Below are 26,069 nucleotides of genomic sequence, written 5' to 3' on the forward strand. Positions count from 1 at the left end.
GTGACGAAGAAAATCGAAGTCGACTGGGGGCTCTGCGAGAGCAACGGTGTCTGCATGGGCATCAATCCGGAGATCTTTCTCCTCGGCGACGACGACATGCTGACCGTCTTGCAGGAAGAGGTCACCCCGGAGAACGAGGCGGATGTGCGTGAGGCCGTTCGTCAGTGCCCGCGGCAGGCGATCTCGATCGTGGGCGAGTAGCGATCAGAATCCGGAGAGGATGACGGCGTTGCAGTCCGCCGCGGCCTGCCGCAGTTTCGCCGCCTTTTGGTAACCCTCGGACTCGTACCACGCGCGGGCAGCGTCCACCGATTCGAATTCCAGCACGACGGTCTGGTCGCCGTGCCAGCTGCCCTCGATCACCTTGGGAGCGGTGTCCACCGCCAGAATGGTGGTTCCGGCCATCGCCGAACCGGCCGCCTGCGCATAGGCTTTCATGCCCTCCGGGTCCTTGATGGCCTCGGTAAGAATGACGTAACCTTTCGCCACTGCATCTCCTTAGCTGGGTTAGATCTTGCTGATCGCCTGCTCGGGACAGCACTCGATGGCCTCTTGAGTGGCCGATTCGAATTCCGTTGGGACGTCGGATGCTATCGCCTCGGCGTAGCCGTCGTCGGTGAGGCTGAACACTTCTGGGCACAGCGTCGTGCAGACGCCGTGGCCGCGGCAGCGCTGGTCGTCGACTGTGACTTTCATGCCGGCGTGAACTCCAGGTGCAGTTCCGTCAGGCCGCGCAGGATGTACGTCGGGACGTATTGGTAGCGACGGTCATTCGCCGGGCCGTGCACGTTTTCGTCGATCCTGATGTCCGACGTCCGGTCGAGCAGCCGCTCGATCGCCACCCGCGTTTCGGCGCGCGCGAGCGGGGCGCCCGGGCAGCTGTGGATACCGCGCCCGAACGAGATGTGTTGCCGGGCGTTCTTGCGGGCCGGGTCGAAGGTGGCGGGGTCTTCGAACCGACGGGGATCACGGTTGGCGGCCGCTTGCACCACCATCACGGTGGTTCCCGCCGGCAGGTCGACGCCGCCGACATTGACCGGCACCCGGTTCAATCGGAAGTCGCCCTTGACGGGGCTCTCGTGCCGCAGCGACTCCTCGATGAAGTTGGGGATCAGGCTGCGGTCCTTGCGCAATTGCGCCTGGAGGTCCGGCCGCTCCCCGAGCGTCTGCAGGGCCGCACCCAGCAGCCGCACGGTGGTCTCCTGGCCCGCCGAAAAGACATTGCTGGCCACCCGTGCCACGTCTTCGACGTCGGGGGTCGAGCCGTCCGGGTAGGTCGCGGTGGCCAGGCCGGTCAGCACGTCGTCGCGCGGCTCGCGCCGGCGGTCCCGGACGTAGTCGGAGAAGAGATCGTAGAGAAACTCCAGTGGGCTGTGCGCCAGCGAGCCCTTGGTGCCGCCGACGCCGCCACCCGAGTGGTCGCGGATGCCCTTGACGAACTTGTCGCGATCCTCCTCGGGCACACCGAGCAGGTCGGCGATGACCAGCAGCGTGAACGGGCCGGCGAAGCCCTTGATGAAGTCGCCGCGGCCGGGCGCGAGGAACGTGTCGAGCACCTGGTCGGCGAGCACCCACATCGCGTCCTCGTTCTCCTTGAGGCGCTTGGGGGTGATCAGCCGCATCAGCAGCGAGCGATGGTTGGTGTGGGTCGGCGGGTCGAGGGTGGGCAGCTGGTCGCTGAACGGCAGCTCGTCGCGGTGCTTTTCGATCAGCTCGGTGATGTCGTCGCCTTCCAGCGGTACCGGGAAGCCGGGGAACGGACCGGTCACCGAGATGCAGGAGGACCAGGTTTCGGCGTCGTTGAGGACCGCGCACGCCTCGTCCCAGCCGGTGATCATCGTGACGTCGTGGTGGCTCTCCCGCGTGACGGGGCACCGCTGGCGCAGCGCCTCGTAGTAGGGGTACGGGTCCTCGATCAGCTCGCTGCCGCGGAAGAAGTCCAACTCGGAGAATTCGTTCGCCATCTCCTGCTCCCCTAATCTCGGCTAGTGAGAACGTGCCTCTCGTAGATGAGCATTACATTTCCACACGGCCTGGTGGTCGTCAACGAGGGGGGCGTCCAAGCGTGTGACGACGGTATGGCGTCAGCCGGCGGGGATCAGATCCGCGGCGACCGACGGCCACGCCAGCAGTCCGCTGCGGAAGGTCTCGACCGCACCGATCGAGCCATCCGGAAGAGCGGCGGCCGCCAGCGCCTGGGCCTTGAACGTGCGGGCGGCCATGCTCAGCCGGTGCTGCACCAGGCCCACGCTGTCGTCGAGTTCTGCCGGCCACGTCCCCCCCCACAGCGTGACCTCGGTGACGCCGTGGTCGAGGGCCTGCAGCACGCCTTGCCGCACCCGGGAGTCGGATCCGAGCAAGTCCGCCGCGGCCGCCAGGGCCTGGGGACGGGGACGAGACCCCACCGAGGCCAACGCGTCTTCGAGGTCGACCACCTGGGCGCCGAGGATCTGCAGCGGCCGGTCGTCGGCGTGGCCGGCCAGGTCCGCCAGCAGCACGGTGACGTCCCACCCGGCCATCGACCGGTCGAACAGCCAGCCGCCGGCGAACCGGACCACGTCGACCACGGTGGCGGCGACCACGTCGAGCCGGTATCTCATGTCCTGGCGTGGCTCTTCTACGGGGCGAAGTCCCGCGCCAGCGTCTCGGCGTACTGCTTGAACACCTCGGTTAGGGGTATCGATGGATCGAGCAACCATGTGGTTTCCATTCCGTGGACGAAGGCGAGAATTTCTACCGCCTTGACGGCGGGGTCTATGTCGGCGCGGTACCGGCCATCGGCCTGCCCGCGGCGGATGAGGTCGGCGACGATGTCCGTGGCGGCGCGATGCCGGGCCAGCATCCGGTCGTGCAGCGGAGCGTCGGGGAGGATGTTCTCGACCAGCAGCACCGTGAACGTTCCGACCAGTTCGGGCGCCCGGTTGAACCGGTCGGCGACCTGCGCGATCTGGGCGAAGAGATCGCCGGTCCGGTCGGCGTGGAGGTCGTCATCGAGGTCGCGGGCGTCGAGGACGGCGTGCAGCAGCTGCTCTTTGGACTCGAAGTGATGCAGCAATCCCGCGGGGGTGACCCCGGCCTCGCCGGCGATCTGCGCGAGGGTGGTGCTGCGCCAGCCGTTGCGCGTAAGCAGCCGTTGCGCGACGTCGAGGATCCGCTGCTTGCGGTCTTCGCCTTTGGCGAGCAACGTGTCGTAACGCCGTGCGTCGGGCACCGGACTCCTTTGGCCGATTGCGGGCCGAACCAACCTAGTGAACACACAGTAGGTTAGTTTGGCCGCTGTGACAAGGGTCACGCGGGGGGCGGCGTTCGGCGCGTGGGGTGCTAGCGGACCAGCTCCACCAGGGTGGCGTTGGCGGTGCCGCCGCCCTCGCACATGGTCTGCAGCCCGTAGCGGATTCCGTTGGCGCGCATGTGGTGCGCCATCCGCGTCATCAGCACCGCCCCGGACGCACCCAGCGGGTGCCCCAGCGCGATGGCGCCGCCGAGCGGGTTGACCCGCTCCGGGTCGGCCCCGGTCTCGGCGAGCCAGGCCAGCGGCACCGGCGCGAACGCCTCGTTCACTTCGAACGCGCCGACCTCGGAGAGTGGGACGCCGGCCTTCTTCAGCACCTTCTCGGTGGCCGGGATGGGCCCGGTGAGCATGAGGACCGGGTCGGCCCCGGTCACCGCGCCGGCGAGGTAGCGCACCAGCGGGGTGAGCCCCAGCTCGACCGCCATCTCCGCGGTCGTCACCAGCAGCGCGGCGGCGCCGTCGGAGATCTGCGAGGAGTTGCCCGCGTGGATGACCCCATCCTCGGTGAAGGCCGGTTTGAGTCCGCTCAGTTTCTCGACCGTGGTCCCGCGCCGCACGCCCTCGTCGGCGGCGACGACCGTGTCGTCACCGGTGAACACCGGCACGATCTGGTCGGTGAACGCGCCGGCGTCCTGGGCCGCCGCCGCCCGTTCGTGGGACTGGGCGGAGTACTCATCGAGCCGGGTGCGGGAGAAACCCCACTTCTTGGCGATCATCTCCGCCGACAGGCCCTGGTTGAAGGAGAAGTCGTCGTAGCGCGCGAGGACCTTCGGGCCGTACGGCATGCCGGTCGCCCGGGCCGAACCCAGCGGGACGCGGCTCATGACCTCCACACCGCCGGCGACCACGACGTCCTGCTGACCGGACATCACCGCCTGCACGGCGAAGTCGAGCGCCTGCTGGCTGGACCCGCACGCGCGGTTCACGGTGGTCCCGGGAATGGTCTCCGGCCAGCCGGCGGCCAGGACCGCGTAGCGGCCGATGTTGCTCGACTGGTCGCCGACCTGGGACACGCATCCCCAGATCACGTCGTCGACCATCTCGGGGCCGACTCCCGTGCGTTCCAGCAGTTCGTTGAGGACGACGGCGGACAGGTCCGCGGCGTGCATCCCGGCCAAGCCGCCGTTGCGCTTGCCCACCGCGGTGCGCACGGCTTCGACGATCACTGTTTCCCGCATTTGCCTACTCCGCTTCCTCGGATTTCGATAACGCCCACCGGCCAGTAAACGACGGCTGCCGCCGCTGCGCGAAGGCGGCATAGGCGGCGGCCGCGTCGGCCGTCGCGAAATTGCCGACCTGGGCGCGGGCCTCGTTGGCCAGCGCGTCGCGCAACGTGCTGTCGGCGCCCTCGTTCAGCAGGGCCTTGGTGTGGGCCAGGGCGATCGGCGGGCCGGCAGACAACCGATCGGCGAGATCGTCGACGAAGGCGTCGACCTCCGCGGCCGGCACCACCCACGTCACCAAGTTCAACGCGTGCGCCTCCTCGGCGTCGATCGTCTCGGCGAGCAACGCAAGCCGCTTGGCCTGTTGCAGGCCAACGAGTTTGGGCAGTAGCCACGATCCGCCGAGGTCGATCGACAGGCCACGCTGGGAAAAGATCTGGCAGAACGTTGATTCCGGCGTTGCGACGACGAAGTCGCATCCCAGCGCGAGGTTCCACCCCGCCCCGACGGCCACTCCGGTCACCTTGGCGATGGTCGGTACCGCAAGCTCGTGCAGGGCCAGCGCCACGTCGGTCAGCCGCTGCAGCTTGTAGTTCGGATGGATGTCGTCGGGGACCGAGATGTCGGCGCCGGAGCAGAAGCTGCCGCCGGAACCGGTGAGCACGAGCGCGCGCACGCCGCGGTCGTGACCGGCGGCATGCAGCGCGTCGCGCAACGCGATCCACAGTTCGGGGTTGATCGCGTTCTTGCGGCGCGGGCGGTTGAGCGTGAGCGTGCGTACGCCGTCGCGGTCCTCGGACAGCAGCACGGGCTCGTCGGGCGAGGTCAATAGCTCCTCGGCAGTTTCAGCACGTTGGATCCCAGGAAGTTCAGGATCATCTCCTGGCTGACCGGCGCGATCTTCATCAGCCGGGCCTCACGGAAGTAGCGAGTGATGTGGTACTCCTCCGCGTAGCCCATGCCGCCGTGCGTTTGCAGCGCCCGGTCCGCGGCGGTGAACCCGGCGTCGGCGCACAGGTACTTCGCGGTATTCGCCTCGCGCCCACAGGGTTTGCCGTTGTCGTACAACCAGGTGGCCTTGCGCAGCATCAACTCGGCGGCGTCGAGGCGGGCCAGCGAGTCGGCGAGCGGGAACTGCAGCCCCTGGTTCATGCCGATGGGCCGCCCGAAGACCTCACGCTCGTTGCCGTACTTCACCGCCTTGTCCAGCGCCACCCGACCGATGCCCAGCGCTTCGGCGGCGATCAGCATCCGCTCCGGATTCAGCCCATCGAGGATGTACTGAAAACCCTTGCCCTCCTCGCCGATTCGATCCTCGACCGGCACCTCGAGGTTGTCGATGAACAATTCGTTGGAGCTGACGGCGTTGCGGCCCATCTTGCGGATGGGGCGGATGTCGACCCTGCTGCGGTCGAGGTCGGTGATGAACAGCGTCATCCCGTCGGTCTTCTTGGTCACTTCGTCATAGCTTTGGGTGCGGGTGAGCAGCAGGATCTTTTCGGACTCCATGGCTTTGGAGATCCACACCTTGCGGCCGTTGACGATGTAGCGGTCGCCGTCGCGTTTGGCGAAGGTGGTGATGCGCGACGTGTCGAGCCCCGCGCCCGGTTCGGTCACGCCGAAGCAGACGTGCACCTGGCCGGTCGCGACCTTCGGCAGCGTGCGCGCCTTGAGCTCGTCGGAGCCGTGCACCACCACGGGTTGCATGCCGAAGATCGACAGGTGGATCGCGCTCGCGGCGTTCATCGCCCCACCGGATTTCGCGACCTCTTCCAGCAGGATGGTGGCTTCGGTGATCCCCAGGCCATGGCCGCCGTACTCGGTAGGAATCGTCATGCCCAGCCAGCCGCCGTCGGCGATGGCCTCGTAGAACTCGGTCGGGAATTCGTGCGCCTGGTCTTTTTCCATCCAGTACTGGTCGTCGAACTTGCGCGCCAACTCGGCGACCGACCGGCGGATCAATTCCTGGTCGTCGGTCAGCTCAAAGTTCATTCCGGCGCCGGGCACTGCTGGATCTCCTCTTCATTGCCGACGGCGAGATTGCCGTAGTGGTCGTGAATCTGCCGAAATCGCGACCCGCACCGCAATCTCGACGCAGCGCACCCAGCCCGAGCCGGCGGCGCCGTCAATCCTTGTTGCCGCTAAGGGCCTTGGCGTTGGCCGCGAACTCCGCGAAGGACGAGCCCCCTCTGGAGTCCTTGTCGTGGCCCTTTGCCTTGATCGACACGTCGTGCCCCTCGGCGGCCTTGCGCAGCGCGCCGACCGTCGCCTGTTCGCGCGATATGTGGGTGAACGGGTCGAACGAGTACCAGCGCATCGCGTTCTCGTGCGTCATCTTGTTGATCTCGTCGTCGGGAACGTTGTTGAGGGACAACACATCCCAGAGCTCTTCGGGCGCCCCCGGCCACATCGAGTCGCTGTGCGGGTAGTCGGCCTCCCAGCAGATGTTGTCGATGCCGATCATGTTGCGCAGCGCCACACCGACCTTGTCGCTGATGAAGCACGTCAGGAAGTGGTCGCGGAAGACCTCGCTGGGCAGCTTGCCCTTGAAGTTCTGGTGCGTCCACGCGGAGTGCATCTCATAGGTCCGGTCGGCGCGCTCCAGGAAGTAGGGGATCCAGCCGGTTCCGCCCTCGGACAGCGCGATTTTCAGGTCCGGGTACTCCTTGATCGGCCGCGACCACAACAGATCCGCGGCGGCCTGCACGATGTTCATCGGCTGCAGCGTGATCATCACGTCCATCGGCGCATCCGGCGCGGTGATGGCCAACCGGCCCGAGGAACCGATGTGCACGTTCATCACGGTGTCGGTCTCCACCAGCGCCTTCCACAGCGGGTTCCAGTACTCGTCGTGGAAGCTGGGATAACCCATCGCGGCCGGGTTTTCGGTGAAGGTCAGCGCGTGCACGCCCTTCTTCGACACCCGGCGCACCTCGGCGGCGCACGCCTCGGCATCCCAGATCACCGGGATGGCCATCGGGATGAACCGTGCGGGATAGGCGCCGCACCACTCGTCGATGTGCCAGTCGTTGTACGCCTGCACCAGCGCGATCGAGAAGTCACTGTCGTCGGTGGCGAAGAGCCGCCCGGCGAAGCCCGGGAAGGACGGGAAGCAAATCGAGGCCAGGATGCCGCCGGCGTTCATGTCCTTGACGCGCTCGTCGACGTTGTAACAGCCCGGGCGGATCTCGTCGAGCCCCGTCGGCTCGATGCCGTACTCCTCCTTCGGCCGGCCGGCAACCGCGTTGAGGGCGACGTTGGGGATGACGGTGTCGCGGAACTTCCACATGTCCGAACCGTCGGCGTTGTGCACCAGCCGCGGCGCGTCGTCCTGGTACTTCTTCGGCAAATGGTTCTTGAACATGTCCGGCGGCTCGACGGTGTGGTCGTCGACGCTGATCAGGATCATGTCTTCTTTGTTCATGGCCATTGCCCTTCCGTCGGGTCCGCCTATTCGGTTCCGCTCCCACGCAGCCTGGGCGAATCGCTGTCCCCTGCCAAGATCACTAAAATGAAAACTATCTTCTCGCCAAGCGAGAATCAACATCCAGCCGACGCCATGACCGGCGTTTACCCGCCCGGCCGCGGACGGAAGACGCCCATAACCCGTCGGCCGCGCGGCGAAATGCGCCGAGGTAGCGGGCGTCGTCGCGGACGAGCCAGGCGCGGCGGCCGACGTTTTGGCTGGCAGGCGGCTGTTTCGGCGGCGGAGTGCGCGCGCGGCGCCGCGACCTGCCGCGTCCCGGCCCGCCGGCATTGACCGGCCGCCCGATTCGTGCAACTCTATTGGTTAGAAATGAGAATATGATTCTCCTTGGCCGAGAGGTGGTCGGGAGGATGGCGAGAGGGGAGCACGGATGCGGTTGCCGCCGCTGCCGGCCGATCAGTGGGACGAAGCGACCCACCAGGCGCTCTCGGCGATGCGTGATCCGGCCGCCAACAACGCGCTCAGCACCCTCGCCCACCACCCGGCGCTGGCCAAGGCGTTTCTCCGCTTCAACGTTCACCTGCTGACCTCGTCCACCCTGCCGGCGCGCGTCCGCGAACTGGCCATCCTGCGAGTGGCGCATCGTCGCGAGTGCGCCTACGAGTGGTCACACCATGTCCGCATGGCCAAGGACGAAGGGATCACCGACGACCAGATCGCCGCCGTAGTTAACGGTGCCGGCGACGCGGACGAGTTCGATCGCGCGGTGATCACCGCCGTCGACGAACTAGACGACAAGTCGCGACTGTCCGACGAGACCTGGGCCGCTCTCGGCCAGCGCCTCAACGATCAGCAGCGGATGGATTTCGTCTTCACGGTTGGCTGCTACGCCACGCTGGCCATGGCCTTCAACACTTTTGGCGTCCAGCTTGAGGACGCGAACCACTAAGAGAGGGAGAAAGGTGCCCCACTTTCCCAAGCCAGCCGCCGGTAGCTGGACAGAGAACTACCCCGAACTCGGCACGGCGCCTGTCGATTACACCGACTCGATCGATCCGGCGTTCTTCGAGGCCGAGCGCGACGCCGTCTTCAGGAGGACCTGGCTCAATGTCGGCCGGGTCAATCGCCTACCGCGCACCGGCAGCTACTTCACCAGGGAACTGCCGTCGGCGGGCAAGGGCACCTCGGTGATCATCGTCAAGACCAAGGACGGATCGGTCAAGGCCTATCACAACGTCTGCCGTCACCGCGGAAACAAGTTGGTGTGGAACGATTTCCCGAACGAGGAGACCTCCGGCACCTGCCGCCAGTTCACCTGCAAGTACCACGCCTGGCGCTACAGCCTCGACGGCGACCTGACGTTCGTTCAACAGGAAGACGAGTTCTTCAACCTCGACAAGGGCAACTTCGGCCTGGCGCCGGTCCGATGCGAGGTGTGGGAAGGCTTCATCTTCATCAACTTCGACGACAACGCCGCGCCGCTCGTCGACTACCTCGGCCCGCTGGCCAAGAGCATCGAGGGCTACCCCTTCGGCGAGATGACCGAGACGTACTCGTACCGGGCCGAGGTCGGCAGCAACTGGAAGCTGTTCATCGACGCGTTCGTCGAGTTCTACCACGCGCCGATCCTGCACCAGGGGCAGTACACCAAGGAGGAAGCCGCCAAGATCCAGAAGTACGGCTACGAGGCGCTGCACTACGAGCTGTCCGGACCGCACAACCTGCAGTCGACGTGGGGCGGTCAGGCGCCGCCCCCGGACATGTCGATGGTGAAGCCGATGGACCAGGTGCTGCGCAGCGGCTTGTTCGGCCCGTGGGACAAGCCGGAGATCATCGAGAATCTGGAGCTGCCGCCGGGTGTCAACGTGAAGAGGGTGCCGCAGTGGGGCATCGACTCGTGGCTCTTCTACCCCAACTTCATGCTGCTGATCTGGGAGCCGGGCTGGTACCTGACCTACCACTACTGGCCGACCGCAGTCGACAAGCACATCTTCGAATGCACGCTGTATTTCGTCCCGCCGCGCAACGCGCGGGAGCGGCTGGCTCAGGAGTTGGCCGCCGTGACCTTCAAGGAGTACGCGCTGCAGGACGCCAACACGCTGGAGGCGACCCAGACCATGATCGGCACCCGGGCCGTCAAGGAATTCCTGCTGTGCGACCAGGAAGTCTTGATCCGGCACCTGCACAAGACGACCGGCGACTACGTGAAGGAGTTTCAGAACAATGGCCACGTCGCTGCTGCCCGCTGAATTCGCCGACCTCGAGCCATTTTTGGACTGGGACCTGGCCACCGAACCCGAGCGCTACGCCAAGCGGCTGGCCTCGACGATGGCCGAGATGCAGGCGTTCTACGACGTGGCCTTCCCCCGCCTCAACGACGTGATCGCCTACTGTGACAAGTACCCACTCGACGATCTCCCCGAGGACGCAAAGGCTCTCATGCACATGATGCAGTCGCTCGTCATGGTGTCGTTTCCGATCGAGGCGTGGAAACAGCCCAGGGTGCCCGACAGCGGCGCGGCCTGGGTGGAGTGCATCCGGGAACCGGTGATCTAACCGGTGTTGACGCTCAAGGCCGCCGGGCTGCTCGACGTCGACGCCGGCGAGATCGTCTCCCCGGGCGTCGTCCGGATCGAGGGCGACCGCATCGCCGGTGTCGGCGGCGAGCCGGAGGGCGAGATCATCGACCTCGGCGAGGCGATCCTGCTGCCGGGGCTGATGGACATGGAGGTCAACCTGTTGATGGGCGGCCGCGGCGAAAAGCCCGGACTGTCCCAGGTTCAGGACGACCCGCCGACGCGGGTACTGCGCGCGGTCGGCAACGCGCGCCGCACGCTGCGGGCCGGATTCACCACCGTGCGCAACCTCGGCCTGTTCGTCAAGACCGGCGGCTACCTGTTGGACGTCGCGCTCGGTAAGGCCATCGACGCGGGCTGGATCGACGGGCCGCGCGTGGTGCCGGCCGGACACGCCATCACGCCGACCGGCGGTCACCTGGACCCGACGATGTTCGCGGCGTTCGCGCCGCACGCGCTGGAGCTCACGGTCGAAGAGGGCATCGCCAACGGCATCGACGAGATCCGCAAGGCGGTGCGCTACCAGATCAAACACGGCGCCGAGCTGATCAAGGTCTGCTGCTCGGGCGGTGTGATGTCGCTGACCGGTCCGCCTGGCGCGCAACACTATTCCGATGAGGAGCTGCGCGCGATCGTCGACGAGGCCCACCGGCGCGGGCTGCGCGTCGCCGCGCACACGCACGGCGCGGAGGCCGTCAAGCATGCCATCGACGCCGGCATCGACTGCATCGAGCACGGCTTTTTGATCGACGACGAGGCGATCGCCGCCCTGGTCGAGCACGGCACCTTCTTGGTCAGCACCCGGCGCCTCGCCGACGGTGACGCCATGGACGTTTCGCACGCCCCACCCGAGTTGCAGGCCAAAGCGGCCGAGATGTTCCCGAAGGCGCGCACCTCGATCGTGGCCGCGTACGAGGCGGGCGTGAAGATCGCGGTGGGCACCGACGCGCCCGCGATCCCGCACGGCCGCAACGCCGACGAGCTCGTCACCCTGGTCAACTGGGGGCTGCCGCCGCTGGCGGTGTTGCGGGCGGCGACAGTGACCGCGGCCGAGCTGATCAACTCGAACGATCGCGGCCGGATCGCGGCGGGTCAGCTCGCCGACATCATCGCGGTGCCGGGAAACCCCTTGGAAGACATCACCGTTACCCAGAACGTGAGCTTTGTCATGAAAGGCGGCAAGGTCTATGTCGACAAGTCAGCAAACCCGAACTGACGACCTGGTCGAGATCCAGCAGCTGCTGGCCCGCTACGCCGTCACCATCACCCAGGAAGACATCGACGGGCTGATCGGCGTCTTCACCCCGGACGGCACCTACAGCGCCTTCGGCTCCACCTACAAGCTGGACAGGTTCCCCGAGTTGGTCGCGGCGGCGCCAAAGGGATTGTTCCTCACCGGGACCGCCCTGATCGAGAACCTTGATGGTGACTCGGCCAGCGGCACCCAGCCGTTGTGCTTCATCGACCACGCCACCCATGACATGCGGATCGGCTACTACCGCGACACCTACTCCCGCACCCCGGATGGGTGGCGACTGAAAACCCGTGCCATGACGTTCATTCGCCGCAGCGGTGTGCACGACTCCGGGCGCCCGCATGCCGTCGGCCGTCCGACGCCGTGAATGTCGAGGAGTTCCGGGCGGGTTTGCGCTCGTGGCTCGACGACAATGACCTGACCCCCGGGCCCGACCACTCGCTGCAGGGCCACATGCGGCAGTTCGCCCGGGTCAGCCGCGCGCTCTACGACGCCGACTGGATGCGCTACGGCTGGCCCACCGAGGTCGGTGGATTGGGTGGTCCGGCGGTGCTGCGCGCGATCGTGGGCGAGGAGGTGGTGGGTCGCCGCCTCGCCGAACCCGGCCCCTATTCGATGCTCGAGGTGCTCGCGCCCACGATGATCGATTACGCCCCGCCCGAGCTCGCCGCCGAAATGGTGCCGCGGCTGCTGAGCGGCGAAGAGCAGTGGTGTCAAGGCTTTTCCGAGCCGGGGTCAGGCAGCGACCTGGCCTCGCTCACCACCCGCGCGACGCAACAGGGCGACAACTGGATCGTCAACGGGCAGAAGGTCTGGACCAGCTTCGCGCAGTTCTCGTCACGATGCGTCCTGCTCACCCGCACCGCACCGGGTCACGACGGGATCACTGCCTTCTTCGTCGACCTCGACACGCCAGGCATCACCATCAGGCCGCTACGGACCATGCACGGCGTGGACGAATTCTGCGAGGTCTACTACGACGACGTGGTGATCCCGGCAAGCCGAATGCTCGGACAACCGGGAGACGGCTGGCGACTCGCCATGGACCTCCTCCCGTATGAGCGCTCCACCTGCTTCTGGCAGCGAATCGCCTACCTGTATTCCCGCTTCGACGAGCTCATCGCGCAGGCGTCGGACGCCGGTGAGCCGAGCGAATCCGCTTTGGGGGCAGCGTATTTGGCGTTGCACACGCTGCGCTGCCGGTCCCGTCACACCCAGCACCGGCTGCGCGACGGGGCGCGTCTGGGGCCGGACACGTCGATCGACAAGGTACTGCTGGCCGGCGCGGAGCAGCGGCTCTACGACACCGTCCGCGACCTGCTGCCCGGAACGCTCGAGCTCGACGACACGCCCTGGCGCCCGGAATACCTGTACTCCCGGGCGGCGACCATCTACGGCGGTACCGCCGAGATCCAGCGCAACATCATCTCCCGCCGGCTGCTCGACCTCGGGAAGGAGTGAACCGTGGACGACATGACGGATCCCGAGTCGGTGCGCCTCCTGGAGGGCTCGCTGCGGACGACGATGGCGGCTGCGTCGGGGGCCAAGCTCGATGCGGCGCTGACCGATCTGGGCTGGCGGGACATGCTGGACGAAATGCCCGAGGTCGCCGTCCCCCTGGTCTTCCGGCTGCTCGGCGAGACCGGCGCGCACGCCCCGGTCCTCAACGACGTCGTGTTGCGCGCGGCCGGCGCGGCGCCGGGAGACACCCTGCCGCTACCGTTCGCCGGTGGCTGCTGGGTGATTTGGGAGCGCGGCGAGGCGGCCGGTTCGGCGATCGACGAGGCCTTGCCGATACGCCGCGTGGCACAAGGGGATTCGTTGCCGCGGGCCGCCGTGGACGCGGGGCGGCGGGCGTTGGGTTGGTGGTTGGCCGGCGCCGGCCGGGCCATGCTGGCGCTGGCTCGCCGGCATGCCCTGGACCGCGTCCAGTTCGGCCGGCACATCAGCTCGTTCCAGGCGATCCGGCACCGGCTGGCCGAGACGCTCGTCGCGATCGAGGGCGCCGAAGCGACGCTGCACGTCGCGACGGATTCGGACGATCCCGACGGCCTTGCCACGCTGCTGGCGAAGGCCGCCGCCGGCCAGGCCGCGCTGACCGCCGCCCGCCACTGCCAGCAGGTGCTCGGCGGGATCGGTTTCACCGCCGAGCACGCGCTGCACCACCACGTCAAACGGTCGCTGACCCTGGACGGACTGCTGGGCAGCACGCGGGAGCTGACCCGCGAGGCCGGAAAGACTCTGCTGGACAGAGGTTTTGCGCCGCGGCTTGCGGAACTCTAGGCCCCTCGAGGTGGCACCCCGTCGGTTAGTTGGCGGCGGGCACCGAGATCGTGTGCCAGGTATCCCCTGATGCGTGCGCGTACACTTCGTCTGGCCACCACGACGATGGGACGCGATGAGTCAGCCCGAGCCTCCTCGAAACGAGATGGGCGTCGCGTCGCTGCTCGTCGGCGTGGTCGCGCTGCTCACGTGTTGGATGCTGCTCGGGGTGCCCTTCGGCATCGCGGCGGTGATCACCGGGGATGCGGCGCGCAGGCGCGTGCAGCGGGGTGAAGCGAACAATCCGCGAACGGCACTGGCGGGCATGGTCTTAGGCGCCGTGGCGATCGCGGCGGGGCTGGTCGCGATCGGCTACTACGCCTGGCTGGACGCCCGCTAATTCCGCGGTAATCCGAGCACGCGCTCGGCGATGATGTTCCGCTGGATCTCCGACGTGCCGCCGGCAATCGTCGCGGCGAAAGTGCGCGCGTATCGGTCGAACCAGCTGCGGTAATGGCTGTCGAGATTCAGTGCGGCGAACGGGGCGGTCACAGCCCGGCGCACGAGGCCGTCCGTCCGCGCGGCATTCAGCGCGTCCTCCGACGCCCGTTGCAGTGCTTCGGAGCCCAGCAGCTTGAGTACCGACTGGGCCGGGACGTCCTCTTCCCCGCGCGCGGCACGCGACAGCGCCGCGGATCCCAGCAGCCGCAACGCGTAGGTGTCCATCACCAGGGTGGCGTAGTGATCCCGCTCCAGCGAGCTCGATGGCGCGAAATCGATGCTCAATTCGTGCAACAGGTCGACGTAGCCCATCCACAGCATCACGCGTTCGTGACCCAGGGAGCCGGTGGCCACCCGCCATCCGCCGTTGAGTTCGCCCACCAAATTCTCGGCCGGCACCCGCGCGTCGGTGAAGAACACCTCATTGAAGTCGACTTCATCGTTGTCGCACATCGAGGCGAACGGGCGGCGCACCACCCCAGGCGTATCGGTCGGGATCAGCAGCACGCTAATGCCCTTGTGTTTCGGCGCCTTTGGGTCGGTACGTACGAAGGTCAGCAACACGTCGGCGTCGTGGGCGCCCGAAGTCCACACCTTCTGCCCGTTGACCACGAAGTGGTCACCGTCAGGCACCGCACGCGTTTTCAGCGACGCGAGGTCCGAGCCGGCCCCCGGTTCGCTCATCCCCAGCGCCGCGGTCATCTCGGCCCGCAATATCGGCGCCGCCCACTTGCGCTTTTGTTCGGGCGTGCCGAAGGTCAACAGCGAGGCCGCGATGATGCCCACGCCCTGCGGATTGAAGCTCTGGTAGATGCGCCGTCGCCCGAGTTCCTCCAGGTACACGTATTGCTGCAGCAGTGTCGCGTTGCGCCCGCCGAACTCCGGCGGGTTCCCGGGCAGCAGCCACCCGCTGTCGAAGAGCAGCCGCTGCCAGCGCCGGGCCCAGTCCGGGACGTGCGAACTGGAGCGTGGCCGCTCGAACGCCTCGGCGTCGGAGGGTAGATGCGTGTCGAGGAAGGCGATGAACTCGGAGCGGAACGCCTCCACGTCGGCGTCAAAGGTGAGCTGCACGCGACTCCCCGCAACGGTCGTGAGCACTCCCCCGGGTCGGTAGATCGCGATTTCCCCCGACCACACGGTTCGCTCTTATGATTACGCTTCCATACACACGTCTAAGAGAATAGTATTCTCGTGGCGAGAAAGTTACAATCTCCGACACAGGATCCGTGAGGGGGTCGAGCGCAGCGATGTCACGGCGTTCTCCGGTAGAGTCCAATCATGTTCTCCCCTCGCGGCAATCAGCCGAGCCGGCCGTGACCAGTCCGAGCGAGGAGCCGGCCTGGAAGCAGCGGGCCGTCGAGAGGTCGATCAAGACGGCGAAACTGCGCGCCGCCCAGCGCGTTCAGCGCTTCCTGGACGCCGCCCAGGCGATCATCATCGAAAAGGGCTCCACGGACTTCACCGTCCAGGAGGTCGTCGACCGGTCCCGTCAGTCGTTGCGCAGCTTCTACCTGCAGTTCGACGGCAAGCACGAGTTGTTGCTGGCGCTGTTCGAAGACGCCCTGAGCCGGTCCGCCGACCAGATTCGCGCCGCGACCGAAAGCCAAGCCGATCCCCTGGAGCGGCTCAAAGTTGCGGTCCAGCTCCTCTATGAGGCCTCCCGCCCGGACCCGACCGCCAAGCGGCCGCTGTTCACCGATTTTGCTCCCCGGCTGCTGGTCACGCACCCCGCCGAAGTCAAAGTGGCGCATGCCCCCTTGTTGGCTTTGCTGACCGAGCTGATGGAAGCCGCCTACGACGCCGGCAAGCTGCGCCCGGGCGTGAACGCGAAGCGCATGGCCGCGATGACCATGCAGACGGTCATGTTCATCGCGCAATCCAGCGGCGGCTCCGACGACGCGACGATTCACCCCATCACCAGCGAAGAGGTATGGGATTTCTGCTCGCGCGGCTTCGTCGGCTAGCGGCGGCGTCCACCTTCTCGAGTCCGATCAACCAGCCACGCCATTTGCTGCCGAGAATGAGATTCTCTAATATTTAGAATCACAAATAGCCAAAACGGATTCGTCGTTGACACCCATGACGGGGTGGTGACAGAGTGCAAAGGCGCGAGACCCGCGGTCCCGGGGGACGCGGTTCCGGCTGTTCTGCGCTGAGGCGTGTGATCAATAGTCAGGAGTTGAGGTAAGCCATGACCGGACGTGTTGAGGGCAAAGTCGCTTTCGTCACCGGGGCGGCACGCGGTCAGGGCCGCAGCCACGCGGTGCGGTTGGCGCAAGAGGGTGCCGACATCATCGCCATCGACATCTGCAAGCCCATCCGCGAGGGCGTGACGGACACCGCGATCCCGGCTTCGACGCCCGAGGACCTCGCCGAGACGGCCGACCTGGTCAAGGGCCACAACCGCAGGATCTTCACCGCCGAGGTCGACGTGCGCGACTTCGGCGCGCTGAAAGCCGCGGTGGACAGCGGTGTCGAACAACTCGGCCGGCTGGACATCATCGTGGCGAACGCCGGAATCGGTAACGGCGGCGACACTCTGGACAAGACCAGCGAAGAAGACTGGACCGAGATGATCGACATCAACTTGGCCGGCGTGTGGAAAACCGTGAAAGCCGCTGTGCCGCACATGTTGTCGGGAGGCAGGGGCGGTTCGATCATCCTGACCAGCTCGGTCGGCGGGCTGAAGGCCTACCCGCACACCGGCCACTACGTCGCCGCCAAACACGGTGTCGTCGGGTTGATGCGCGCCTTCGGAGTCGAGTTGGGGCAGCACATGATTCGGGTCAACTCGGTGCACCCGACCCACGTCAAGACGCCGATGCTGCACAACGAGGGCACCTTCAAGATGTTCCGCCCGGACCTGGAGAACCCGGGCCCCGACGACATGGCGCCGATCTGCCAGATGTTCCACATCATGCCGATCCCCTGGGTGGAACCGATCGACGTCAGCAATGCGGTGCTGTTCTTCGCCTCCGACGAATCCCGGTACATCACCGGCGTGACCCTGCCGATCGATGCGGGTAGCTGCTTGAAATAGAGTTCCGTCCCATGGACGGGTTTGCGGGTCGCGGAACGGTCGTCACCGGCGGAGCGAGTGGCATCGGCCTGGCCACCGCCACCGAATTCGTCCGCCGTGGGGCACGCGTGGTGTTGTCCGACGTCGATCAGCCCGGGCTCGAACAGGCGGTAAACCGTCTGCGCGATCAGGGATTCGACGCGCACGGCGTGGTGTGCGACGTCCGGCACCTCGACGAGGTGGTTCACCTCGCGCGGGAATCCTTCCGCCTGCTCGGCAACGTCGACGTCGTCTTCAGCAACGCCGGCATCGTGGTGGCCGGTCCGATCGCGCAGATGACCCACGACGACTGGCGCTGGGTGATCGACATCGACCTATGGGGCAACATCCACGCCGTCGAGGCGTTTCTGCCGAGGTTGATCGAACAGGGCACGGGCGGCCACCTCGCCTTCACGGCGTCCTTCGCGGGCCTGGTTCCCAACGCCGGCCTCGGAACGTACGGCGTCGCCAAGTATGGCGTGGTCGGCCTGGCGGAGACGCTCGCCCGCGAGGTCAAGGACAACGGAATCGGCGTATCGGTGCTGTGCCCGATGGTGGTGGAGACCAAGCTGGTCTCCAACTCGGAACGGATCCGCGGCGCGGATTACGGGCTCGCCGCGTCCCCGGAAGCGGCGAGTGAGACCCTTCCGACGCAGGACGAGAGCGTGACCGTCGAGGACGTCGCCCGGTTGACGGCGGACGCGATCCTGGCCAACCGCCTCTACGTGCTGCCGCACGAGGCCGCCCGCGCCTCCATCCGCCGCAGGTTCGAGCGCATCGACCGCACCTTCTCAGAACAGGCCGCCGAAGGGTGGAGCCACTAACCGGACGGGCCGAGCCGGTAATCTCCCGTCTGGGGGTCGTGATACCAGCCGCTCGCCGCGTGCGTACCGCCGTCGACGTGCAGGGTCTGCCCGGTCAGGTAGGCCGACATGTCGGACGCCAGAAACACTGCGACACTTGCGATCTCGTCGACATGGCCGGCGCGCCCCAGCGGCACCACATGGCCGATTCCGGTCAGGGCCGCCTCGCCGCCCAGCTGCGCCAGCCCCTCGGTGAGGGTGATGTCGGGGGCGATCGCGTTGACCCGGATGCCGTGCGGCGCCAGTTCCAGCGCCGCGGTCTGGGTGTAGTTGATGACGCCCGCCTTGGCCGCCGCGTAGGCCGCATAGCCCGGCGCGGCGCGCACCCCCTCGATCGATGTGACTGAGACGATGCTGCCGCCCTGGCCCGCCGACACCAGCTCCCTCGCGACGCGCTGGGTGCACAGCAGCACGTGGCGCAGGTTGGCCCGGTAGAGCGCATCCCAACCGTTCTCACTGGTTTCCAACAGCGGTGAGGAGAACACTCCGCCGGCGTTGTTGACCAGGATCGAAGGCACGCCCAGTTCGGCGTTCGTGCGCCGCAGCGCCTCGTCGACCTGGCCGCCGTCCCGCACATCGGTCGGGATGCCCAGGGTCCCGATCGATTCCGCGGCGTCGGCGCAGCTGTGCGGGTCACGCTCCCAGATCGCGACCGACGCGCCGAAGGCGGTGAGCCCGGCCGCGATGCCGCGGCCGATGCCCGATCCGCCACCGGTGACCACCGCTACCCGGCCAGTGAGCAAGATGTCGGAGGGATCGATCGCCATGTGCGGTCAGATCGCCGGTGCGTGGCCGAGAACGCCTTCGGCTTCCAGCCCGGCGATCTCCTCGTCGCTCAACCCGAGTTCGGTCAGCAGTTCGTGGTTGTGCTGCCCGAGCAGGGGGGCGTGCTGGGTATGGAACTTCGACGGCCCGGCGGACGACCTGATCGGCACGGTGCTGAGCCTAGCCGGGCCGTTGACCGGGTGGTCGACTTCCTCGAAGAACCCGCGGAACGCCAGCTGATCCAGTTCGGTCTGGCGGTGCGGTTGCATGACCTTGGCCACCGGAACGCCGGCGTCCCAGAGCGTTGCGACGATCTCGTCACCGCCGCGGCGCTCACACCACGCCGACAACCGCGCATCGATCGCGTCGTGCTGTGCCTTTCGCCCGCCGGCGGTGGCCAGCGTGGGATCGGCTGCCCACGCGGGCGACCCGATCGCCGCGCACAGGCTCTCCCACTGGGCATCGGTGTTCACGGCGATCGCTACCCAGCAGTCACGTAGGCCGAACTCGTCGATGTCGGCGGTGCGGTAGAGGTTTTGCGGCGCCGCCGCCGGCCCCCGGTTGCCGTCGCGTTCCAGCAGCGCTCCGTACGCGGAGTATTCGATGAGCTGTTCGGCGGCGATGCTGAGCGCGGCGTCGACCATCGCCGCTTCGACGAACACGCCCTGGCCGGTGCGCCGCCGGTACGCGAGCGCAAGCAGGACCGCATTCGCGGCGTGCATGCCCGCATTGGGGTCACCGATCGAGTAGGGGTCGTAGGGCGTCCGGTCGGCGTATCCCGTCAGCCAGGTCAGCCCGGACGCCGCCTCGATGACATAGGCGAACGCCGGGTTGTCCCGCCACGGACCGTCCAGGCCGAACCCCGGCATCCGCACCAGCACCGCGTCGGACTTGATGGCTTGCACGGCAGCGAAATCCAGCCCGATCTGATCGAGGACGCGGGGCGTGAAGTTTTCCACGACCACGTCACAGGTCGCGATGAGCCGGCGCAGTAGGTCCCGCCCGCGCGGGGTCTGCAGGTCCAACGTCAAGTCCTTCTTATTGGTGTTGAGCGCCGCGAAAATCGGTGACCTCTCCCACCACCGGTCCTCGGTGACGGGAACGCCGGCGATCAATCGGGTGCCGTCCGGACGGCGGGCGGACTCGACGTGGATGACCTCGGCGCCCAGCATCGCCAAGAAATGCGTGCAGCATGGACCGGCCCAAAAGGTCGTCATGTCCAGCACGCGAATTCCGTTCAGGGGCAGCGCGTTCGCGGGGCGGCTCGGCCGGGCGCGCGGGATCAGGTTTGCGGTCCGGTACCGCGCCGTGTGCTCCCCGAGTCGAGGCGCCGGTTGCGGCCCGCGCAGCACCGCGGGTTGCAGCCGGTAGGGATGGCCCGGCTGGACGAACCGGTCGCCGGGGCTGCGCACGAACGAGCCGCGTTCGACGAAGTGGTCGAGGGATACGACGTTGGCACCGTTGGCGACCGGAGCGTTGGGAATCCGAAACGCCGTCGCGAGTTCTCGGATCTCGTCCACCGTGTGGTCTTCGAACCACGCGTAGATCTCGTCCGCGTTGAGGTTGGCCCGTTCGGTGATCGTCAGGTCCAGGTCCTCGTCGATCCATTCCGGACGGCCGATCATCGCGCACAGGTCGAACCACTGTTGTGCGGTCCCGCAGCCGACGTCCACCAGTCCGTCCTTTGCCCGGGCAACGCCGGGGACGGTGAGGCGCCGCGCGTCGCGCCACGGCCGCCCGAGCATCTCGAAATAGGTGACGGGATAGTAAGTCAGCGAAGAGATCTGCGTTTCCAGCATCGACAGGTCCAGGAGTTCGCCGGCGCCGCCCCCGGTTCGGCCGTACCGCGACGCCAGCATCGCCACGCTCGCGTAAACACCGGCGAGATACTCGCCGACCTGACCGCCTACGAAGACCGGTGCGCGGTCCGGTTCGCCACGCCCGAGGCCGATGATCCCGCCGGACCACGCCTGCAGCGTGAATTCGGTGGCCGCACGGTCGTGCCAGGGGCCCTGCAGCCCGAAGGGCGTGATCGACATTACGGTGAGATGCGGGTGCCGGTTATGGATCACCGGAGGCGAAAAGTCCGCATGTTCCGCCACTTTTGAGCCACCGGACCACACCACCGCGTCCGCGGCCGAGAGCAGGCTGTCGACCAGCGCGACGTCGTCGTCGATACCCGGATCCGCGACGACGCTGCGTTTCGATCCGGCCAGAAATTCGAATAGTGCCCCGTCGCGGCCGGGCGGTATGGCGGCACCGGAGGCGGACCAGGACCGCAATGGGTCTCCCTGCGGCGGTTCGACTTTGACGATGACCGCTCCGCCGTCGGCGAGCAACTTGGTGCAGTAGGCCCCCGCTATTCCCGTGGACAGGTCGACCACGGTATAGCCGGCCAGTGGCGGTTCGACGGTGAATTCCGCCACTACCGCTTCCGCTTTCGATCGGGGTCCTTCTTCGCGCCCTTGCGTGCCTTTTTGCTCAGGCGCCATTCCGGGGGGAACTTGCCGTCGTTGTCTTTCACCGCCCCGCCCAGCCCGCGGTCGATGGCGTCCCGGAGCGTGAAGTCGTCGTCACCGTCGGGACGGACGGCGCCACCCATCGACTCGAGGAGGCCGCTGAGCACGCTGCCCAGGTATTCGCCCTGGAACTGCTTCATGATCTCGAAGAAGACCTTCTGCATGAATACGGTGTCGGTGGGGCGGTTGCGCGCGCACGCAAGCGCGTACCGTTGGACTTCCGCTTCGAGTTCTTCGCGGGGAACCACGCTGTTGAGGAAGTTGCAGTCGTACATCTCCGCGGCGGTGAAAGCCCTTCCGGTGAATACCATTTCCTGAAATTTCCGGATTCCCATCGTCTGGGCCCACCACCACATCCGTGGCCCCCAGCCGTAGTACCGGAACGACGGATGGCCGAAGAGCGCGTCGTCGCTGGAGATCACCAGATCCGCATCGGCCGCCTGATAGAAGTGCCAGCCGTAGCAGTAGCCCTTGGCCTCGAGGATGCTGATCTTCTTGAAGTCCTGCAGTCCGCGGATGCCCGAGTTCGGGTTGGCGTACCACTGGCCGAGGGTGGCGCCGCGCCGAAACGAACCCTCGGGGGGAAACTTCACGCCGTCGTCATCGATGCGGTACTCGGCCAGCCGGTCATGGGGGTCCGCCGAATTCTGCGCCGCCATCTCCTCGACGAGATCCGCGCCCGTGCCGAGATCCTCGCCCGCCCCGCGGACCACCAGCACCTTGACCTCGTCATCGATCGAGGCGCGGTGCAACAGGTCGGCATAGCGCAACCGCCCGGCGATCGTGGGCGCGTTCAGCTGATCCGGGCGATCGAACGTGATGGTGGCGATGCGCGTTTCGGCGTCCTTGCGGTATCTGATGATCTCCTCGGCCGGGTGTTCCGGCTTGCCGGACATGGCTATTCGTGCCAAGACGGGCTGGAAGTCAGCACCTCGGGGCCGTCGGCGGAGATCAACACCGCCTCCCGTCCGAAGACGGCGCCGGTGCCCTGCTCCCAGACGTAGCCCGTCACGGCCAGCACCATGCCCGGCTCCAGCCGTTCCCCGGCCGCGGTCGCCGGCAGGTGCTTGGAGATGACGGGTGGGTCGAATCCCATACCCAGCCCGCGGGCGACCGGCATCGGCGACGCCGCCTCCCCCGCGGCCTGGTAGGCGCCCAGCAACTCGCTTGCCCCGGCCCCAGGCTGGCATGCAGATAACAGCTTGTCCCACAGGTTGTTCCAGCGACGATACAGCGCTGCCGCGCCTCGGACCGTGCCTGCCGGCCAGGTGCGCCCAACCTCGCCAACGTAGCCGCCGGCCAGCACACCCGCCGAAAATGCCACCAGGTCACCGTCTTTGACCCGGCCGTCGCCGTCGGCCCGTCGCCACGGGTGGTCGGGTGAGGTCACCCATGCGACGTCCTGGTTCGACGGGGTGCTCACCCCGCCGGCCGCGACGGCCTCCAGCAGCACGCCCGCCAGCGCCTGTTCGGTCACCCCGGGCCGCAATTCGGACACGGCGGCGGCCAAGCCCGACTCGGCGACCGCGATCGCCTCGCGCAACGAAACCAGTTCCTCGGCCGTCTTGATGCGCCGGGCGGCGCGCATCGCGAGTTCACCGTCCACGAGTTCGGCGTTGGGAAACGCCGTCGGGAGCAACTGGGCGAAAACCGGTGATATCGCGTCCGTTCCGACGCGCCGCGCGGTGGCGGCCCCGTCGATGCGCTGCAGCGCTGCCATGGTGTTCATCGGATTCCACGAGATCCCGTAGAGGTTCTCGTGCGGAATGTCGTCGGGAACGCCCTCGTCCCAGGTGCTGAGCAGATGGATCGCGCCGGTCTCGCGGACCAGCACGCACGTCGGCCCGAACGGCCGGGTGCCGGCGACCCACAGCTGCGGCGCGCCGGTGACGTAGCGGACGTTGGCTTGGCGGCCCAGAACCAGGACATCGAGGTCGTGCACCGCCATCTGATCCAGCGCGCGCTGGCGGCGACCCGCGCGCAGCGCGCGGTCGTCAGGGCAAACTTCAACTGACATGGGAGCCATAGGGGTCGTAGGGGTAGTCAGTCAATCGAATCCAGCCCTCCTCGGTGATTACCAAAACCTCTTCGCTGCGGTAACCGCCGGTGCCGTCCTCCCACACCACGGGCTCCAACACCAGCACCATGCCGGGGCGCAGGACGAAGTTCTCGTCGAAGTCGGCGCCGAGATCGGTTCCGATCATGGGCATTTCGGCGGCATTCACACCGATGCCGTGGCCCAGGTAGAAGTGCGGCAGCCATGGCTTGCTCCCTCCGTTGGCCTCGATGGCGGCCCGCCCCAGATCCGCCGCCGTGGCGCCCGCCCTGGCGACAGCGAGAACGGCGGTCATGATCTCGAACCACCGGTCGAACTGCGCCCGCTGGCGGGGCGTCGGGTCCTTGCCGACGATCCAGGTGCGGCCGAAATCCGAGCAGTAACCGTGGTAGGTAATGCTGACGTCGGTCCACAGCACGTCGCCCTCGGCTAGTTCACGCTCGGTGGTCAGCAGCGGCAACGCCAGGTCGCCGTGCGTGGTCCACACGCCGTCGGCCTTGCTGGGCGGCATCACCTGCCAGATCGGTTCCAGCATGCTGGCGGTGGCGCCCAGCTCGAACGCCCGCCGCAAGAAACTCGCCGACAGCTCGATCTGCCGAATTCCCGGAGCCAACCGCTTGTGCACCTCCACCATCGCCTCGTCGGTGATCCGGATGGCGGTGCGCATGCACGACAGTTCGTCCGGGGTCTTCACCGCCTTGGCGGCGCTGACGACGGCCGCGGCGTCGACGGGCGCACCGGCGGGAAACAATGACTTGGCGGCGCGCGACATCGCGCCGGTGCACTCGTCGACCGCGACCACCGCTTGCGCGGGGATCAGGTCAGCCAACAGGCGTGCGAATTCTTGTACGCCCTCGTCGAATTCGAGATACACCGGCCCGTGCACATGGTCGGTGGGCAGGCCCGATTCCAGCGCGACGCCCTCGCGGAACGGCAGGAACAAGTGCGGCCACTCGTCGGTGGCGAGCACCACGGCGACCGGCCGCTCCACATAGGACAGACCGGCGTCACCGAGGGGCCAACTGGTGCCGGTCGCGTAGACCACCGCGCTGTTGCCGAGCAGGATCAGCACGTCGACTCCGCGTTCGGCCATCGCCGAGCGCAGCCGGGCCCCGGTCTCGCGGCGCATGCGGCCCAGGTCGGGCGTCTCGGGGATCACCAGGCTGCTGGTGCCCGCGCCCGCTCGCGCGAACGTCGTCATCAGGCCCCCTACAGGCCCAGGAATTTGGTGACGTTGCCGCTGACGATCTTCGCGGCGTCGGCGGGGCCGACCGCTTCGACGACCGCGGCCAGCGACTTCTCGGAATACCCGTAGGTGCTTTCGTTGTGCGGGTAGTCGCTGGACCACATCACCTTGTCCACGCCGATCTTGTCGATCAGCTGCAAACCGAGCGGGTCCACCATGAACGACGCGCTCATGTGGTTGTCCCAGTAGTACCGCACGTCGTGCTGCAGCGGGCGGTTGAACATGTGCTGGTAGGACGCGACCAGATGCTCGGCGTCCTGCAGCGCCCAGGGCACCCACGCGATGCCGCCCTCGAACCAGCCGATCCGAAGGCCGGGATGATCGTCGAGGATGCCGCCGAAAATGTACTTGGCGAACGTCTCCCGAAATCCGTCGATGTTGATCATCATTCCGACCACGACGCTGTTGAACTCGGTCGGGCTTTTCGGCGGCGTCTCTCCGATGTGGTGCGTGACGGGAAGGCCGGCCGCCTCGATCTCGTCCCACACCGACCGCATCGAGGTGCTGGAGTAGTCGATCGGGTTGCCGTCGTCGTCCTTGCCGGGGTTCAGTGGCATCAGAAACGTCTTGAGCCCTAGCGACTTCAGCTCGTCCAGCGTCCGCCGAGTGCCTTGGGGGTCCCACCAGTTGATCAGGCCGGCGCCGTAGAAGTGGCCGTCCGAGCGTTCCTGGAGCTCGGCGATGTACTCGTTGTAGATGCGGAAGGCCAGCTCGCGAAGCTTCTTGTCCGGGTAGTGGAACAGCGCCAGGATCGCGTTGGGGAAAGCCAGTTCTTTGTCGACGCCGTCGTCGTGCAATTCCTGGATGCGAGCCTCGATGTTGGTGCTCGCCGCACCGGGAAGGTCGTCGTACTGCATCAGCACTGCGCTGAAGTCGCCCGGCAGGAACGACTGGCCCTTGCGGCCGACTTGGTAGGCGCCGTCCTCGTACCAGATCCGCGGCGCCTTGTCCTTGAGGTCGTCTGGAAAGCGTTGGTAGAAAATGTCATCCGCGAGCGAGATGTGGTTGTCCGCGGAGAACACCACGGTTCCCGGCGGCAGGCCGACATCCGCGCCCGAGGCGTGACCGCGGCGATCCTTCGGCGCG

28 protein-coding genes and 1 pseudogene are annotated in these 26,069 nt (G+C 67.0%); 12 read left to right on the plus strand and 17 right to left on the minus strand.

Going from position 1 to position 26,069, the window contains the following annotated elements; translation table 11 throughout:
- Complete coding sequence (locus tag A5681_RS11300) at positions 1-201, plus strand: ferredoxin (protein WP_066957765.1); 201 nt, start codon at positions 1-3, stop codon at positions 199-201.
- Positions 202-204: 3 nt separating this feature from the next.
- On the opposite strand, the gene A5681_RS11305 is transcribed toward A5681_RS11300, so the two are convergent.
- The 9 genes from A5681_RS11305 to A5681_RS11345 all read right to left on the minus strand — a co-directional run bounded on the left by A5681_RS11305 (position 205) and on the right by A5681_RS11345 (position 7,879).
- Positions 205-438, minus strand: coding sequence for a DUF1330 domain-containing protein (locus A5681_RS11305; RefSeq protein WP_231996291.1), 234 nt, complete (start codon positions 436-438; stop codon positions 205-207).
- A gap of 69 nt (positions 439-507) precedes the next feature.
- Positions 508-696: a ferredoxin gene (locus A5681_RS11310; RefSeq protein WP_067273795.1), complete on the minus strand. Its 189-nt coding sequence runs from the start codon at positions 694-696 to the stop codon at positions 508-510.
- The gene (locus tag A5681_RS11315; protein WP_067273798.1) at positions 693-1,964 is read right to left on the minus strand and encodes a cytochrome P450; all 1,272 of its coding nucleotides are present in this window, start codon (positions 1,962-1,964) and stop codon (positions 693-695) included. Before A5681_RS11315 ends, A5681_RS11310 begins: the two co-directional genes overlap by 4 nt.
- Before the next feature lie 120 nt (positions 1,965-2,084).
- Entirely contained in the window at positions 2,085-2,600 is a 516-nt protein-coding gene (locus tag A5681_RS11320) for a hypothetical protein (RefSeq protein ID WP_067273802.1), read from the minus strand.
- A 17-nt stretch (positions 2,601-2,617) separates the two neighbouring features.
- Entirely contained in the window at positions 2,618-3,211 is a 594-nt protein-coding gene (locus tag A5681_RS11325) for a TetR/AcrR family transcriptional regulator (protein ID WP_067273805.1), read from the minus strand.
- Positions 3,212-3,321: 110 nt separating this feature from the next.
- The gene (locus A5681_RS11330) at positions 3,322-4,470 is read right to left on the minus strand and encodes a thiolase family protein (RefSeq protein WP_067273808.1); all 1,149 of its coding nucleotides are present in this window, start codon (positions 4,468-4,470) and stop codon (positions 3,322-3,324) included.
- Positions 4,471-4,474: 4 nt separating this feature from the next.
- Positions 4,475-5,284, minus strand: a complete 810-nt coding sequence (locus tag A5681_RS11335; protein ID WP_067273812.1) for an enoyl-CoA hydratase/isomerase family protein — start codon at positions 5,282-5,284, stop codon at positions 4,475-4,477.
- Positions 5,281-6,447: an acyl-CoA dehydrogenase family protein gene (locus A5681_RS11340; protein WP_067274107.1), complete on the minus strand. Its 1,167-nt coding sequence runs from the start codon at positions 6,445-6,447 to the stop codon at positions 5,281-5,283. The genes A5681_RS11335 and A5681_RS11340 overlap by 4 nt, the downstream gene beginning before the upstream one ends.
- A 133-nt stretch (positions 6,448-6,580) precedes the next feature.
- On the minus strand, positions 6,581-7,879 hold the full coding sequence (locus A5681_RS11345; RefSeq protein WP_067274110.1) for an amidohydrolase family protein: 1,299 nt from the start codon (positions 7,877-7,879) through the stop codon (positions 6,581-6,583).
- Between the two features lie 433 nt (positions 7,880-8,312).
- Between A5681_RS11345 and A5681_RS11350 the strand changes: the two genes are divergently transcribed.
- The 8 genes from A5681_RS11350 to A5681_RS11385 all read left to right on the plus strand — a co-directional run bounded on the left by A5681_RS11350 (position 8,313) and on the right by A5681_RS11385 (position 14,375).
- The gene (locus A5681_RS11350; protein ID WP_067273816.1) at positions 8,313-8,831 is read left to right on the plus strand and encodes a carboxymuconolactone decarboxylase family protein; all 519 of its coding nucleotides are present in this window, start codon (positions 8,313-8,315) and stop codon (positions 8,829-8,831) included.
- Between the two features lie 13 nt (positions 8,832-8,844).
- Positions 8,845-10,131 carry an aromatic ring-hydroxylating oxygenase subunit alpha gene (locus tag A5681_RS11355; RefSeq protein ID WP_067273819.1) on the plus strand — a complete coding sequence of 429 codons (1,287 nt, stop codon included), beginning with the start codon at positions 8,845-8,847 and terminating at the stop codon, positions 10,129-10,131.
- Positions 10,106-10,438 (plus strand): hypothetical protein, encoded by a 333-nt coding sequence (locus A5681_RS11360; protein WP_067273821.1) that lies wholly within the window; start codon positions 10,106-10,108, stop codon positions 10,436-10,438. The genes A5681_RS11355 and A5681_RS11360 overlap by 26 nt, the downstream gene beginning before the upstream one ends.
- Positions 10,439-10,441: 3 nt before the next feature.
- Positions 10,442-11,674, plus strand: a complete 1,233-nt coding sequence (locus A5681_RS11365; protein WP_067273825.1) for a metal-dependent hydrolase family protein — start codon at positions 10,442-10,444, stop codon at positions 11,672-11,674.
- Positions 11,646-12,080, plus strand: coding sequence for a nuclear transport factor 2 family protein (locus tag A5681_RS11370; RefSeq protein ID WP_067273828.1), 435 nt, complete (start codon positions 11,646-11,648; stop codon positions 12,078-12,080). Before A5681_RS11365 ends, A5681_RS11370 begins: the two co-directional genes overlap by 29 nt.
- Positions 12,077-13,174, plus strand: a complete 1,098-nt coding sequence (locus tag A5681_RS11375) for an acyl-CoA dehydrogenase family protein (protein ID WP_067273831.1) — start codon at positions 12,077-12,079, stop codon at positions 13,172-13,174. Before A5681_RS11370 ends, A5681_RS11375 begins: the two co-directional genes overlap by 4 nt.
- A 12-nt stretch (positions 13,175-13,186) precedes the next feature.
- Complete coding sequence (locus A5681_RS11380) at positions 13,187-13,996, plus strand: acyl-CoA dehydrogenase family protein (protein ID WP_067274124.1); 810 nt, start codon at positions 13,187-13,189, stop codon at positions 13,994-13,996.
- Between the two features lie 115 nt (positions 13,997-14,111).
- The gene (locus A5681_RS11385; protein ID WP_067273834.1) at positions 14,112-14,375 is read left to right on the plus strand and encodes a DUF4190 domain-containing protein; all 264 of its coding nucleotides are present in this window, start codon (positions 14,112-14,114) and stop codon (positions 14,373-14,375) included.
- Here the strand turns inward: A5681_RS11385 and A5681_RS28165 are convergent.
- A complete protein-coding gene (locus A5681_RS28165; RefSeq protein ID WP_419866315.1) occupies positions 14,372-14,896 on the minus strand; it encodes an acyl-CoA dehydrogenase family protein in 525 nt (174 codons plus the stop codon). The genes A5681_RS11385 and A5681_RS28165 overlap by 4 nt on opposite strands.
- Positions 14,894-15,613 (minus strand): annotated as a pseudogene (locus A5681_RS28170) (acyl-CoA dehydrogenase family protein); the annotation flags it as partial. The pseudogene A5681_RS28170 and the gene A5681_RS28165, both read right to left, overlap by 3 nt.
- Positions 15,614-15,789: 176 nt before the next feature.
- On the opposite strand from A5681_RS28170, the gene A5681_RS11395 reads away from it, so the two are divergent.
- The 3 genes from A5681_RS11395 to A5681_RS11405 all read left to right on the plus strand — a co-directional run bounded on the left by A5681_RS11395 (position 15,790) and on the right by A5681_RS11405 (position 18,358).
- Complete coding sequence (locus tag A5681_RS11395) at positions 15,790-16,440, plus strand: TetR/AcrR family transcriptional regulator (protein ID WP_067273841.1); 651 nt, start codon at positions 15,790-15,792, stop codon at positions 16,438-16,440.
- A gap of 227 nt (positions 16,441-16,667) precedes the next feature.
- Entirely contained in the window at positions 16,668-17,516 is an 849-nt protein-coding gene (locus tag A5681_RS11400; protein WP_067273844.1) for a mycofactocin-coupled SDR family oxidoreductase, read from the plus strand.
- 11 nt (positions 17,517-17,527) lie between these two features.
- Positions 17,528-18,358 (plus strand): SDR family NAD(P)-dependent oxidoreductase, encoded by an 831-nt coding sequence (locus tag A5681_RS11405; protein ID WP_067273847.1) that lies wholly within the window; start codon positions 17,528-17,530, stop codon positions 18,356-18,358.
- On the opposite strand, the gene A5681_RS11410 is transcribed toward A5681_RS11405, so the two are convergent.
- Genes A5681_RS11410 through A5681_RS11435 form a run of 6 tightly spaced genes read right to left on the minus strand, consistent with a single transcriptional unit; the run spans position 18,355 to position 26,008 of the window.
- Positions 18,355-19,164 carry an SDR family NAD(P)-dependent oxidoreductase gene (locus A5681_RS11410; protein WP_067273851.1) on the minus strand — a complete coding sequence of 270 codons (810 nt, stop codon included), beginning with the start codon at positions 19,162-19,164 and terminating at the stop codon, positions 18,355-18,357. The two genes, A5681_RS11405 and A5681_RS11410, sit on opposite strands and share 4 nt — an antisense overlap.
- 6 nt (positions 19,165-19,170) lie before the next feature.
- Entirely contained in the window at positions 19,171-21,588 is a 2,418-nt protein-coding gene (locus A5681_RS11415; RefSeq protein WP_231996284.1) for a CaiB/BaiF CoA transferase family protein, read from the minus strand.
- Positions 21,588-22,577 (minus strand): enoyl-CoA hydratase/isomerase family protein, encoded by a 990-nt coding sequence (locus A5681_RS11420; RefSeq protein WP_067273856.1) that lies wholly within the window; start codon positions 22,575-22,577, stop codon positions 21,588-21,590. The genes A5681_RS11415 and A5681_RS11420 overlap by 1 nt, the downstream gene beginning before the upstream one ends.
- A gap of 2 nt (positions 22,578-22,579) precedes the next feature.
- Positions 22,580-23,698 (minus strand): M24 family metallopeptidase, encoded by a 1,119-nt coding sequence (locus tag A5681_RS11425; protein ID WP_067273859.1) that lies wholly within the window; start codon positions 23,696-23,698, stop codon positions 22,580-22,582.
- On the minus strand, positions 23,688-24,938 hold the full coding sequence (locus A5681_RS11430) for a M24 family metallopeptidase (protein ID WP_067273861.1): 1,251 nt from the start codon (positions 24,936-24,938) through the stop codon (positions 23,688-23,690). Before A5681_RS11430 ends, A5681_RS11425 begins: the two co-directional genes overlap by 11 nt.
- Before the next feature lie 8 nt (positions 24,939-24,946).
- The gene (locus A5681_RS11435; protein WP_197498575.1) at positions 24,947-26,008 is read right to left on the minus strand and encodes an amidohydrolase family protein; all 1,062 of its coding nucleotides are present in this window, start codon (positions 26,006-26,008) and stop codon (positions 24,947-24,949) included.
- Positions 26,009-26,069: the final 61 nt, after the last annotated feature.

The sequence above is a fragment of the Mycobacterium scrofulaceum genome (assembly GCF_001667885.1).
Lineage (GTDB): Bacteria > Actinomycetota > Actinomycetes > Mycobacteriales > Mycobacteriaceae > Mycobacterium > Mycobacterium scrofulaceum_C.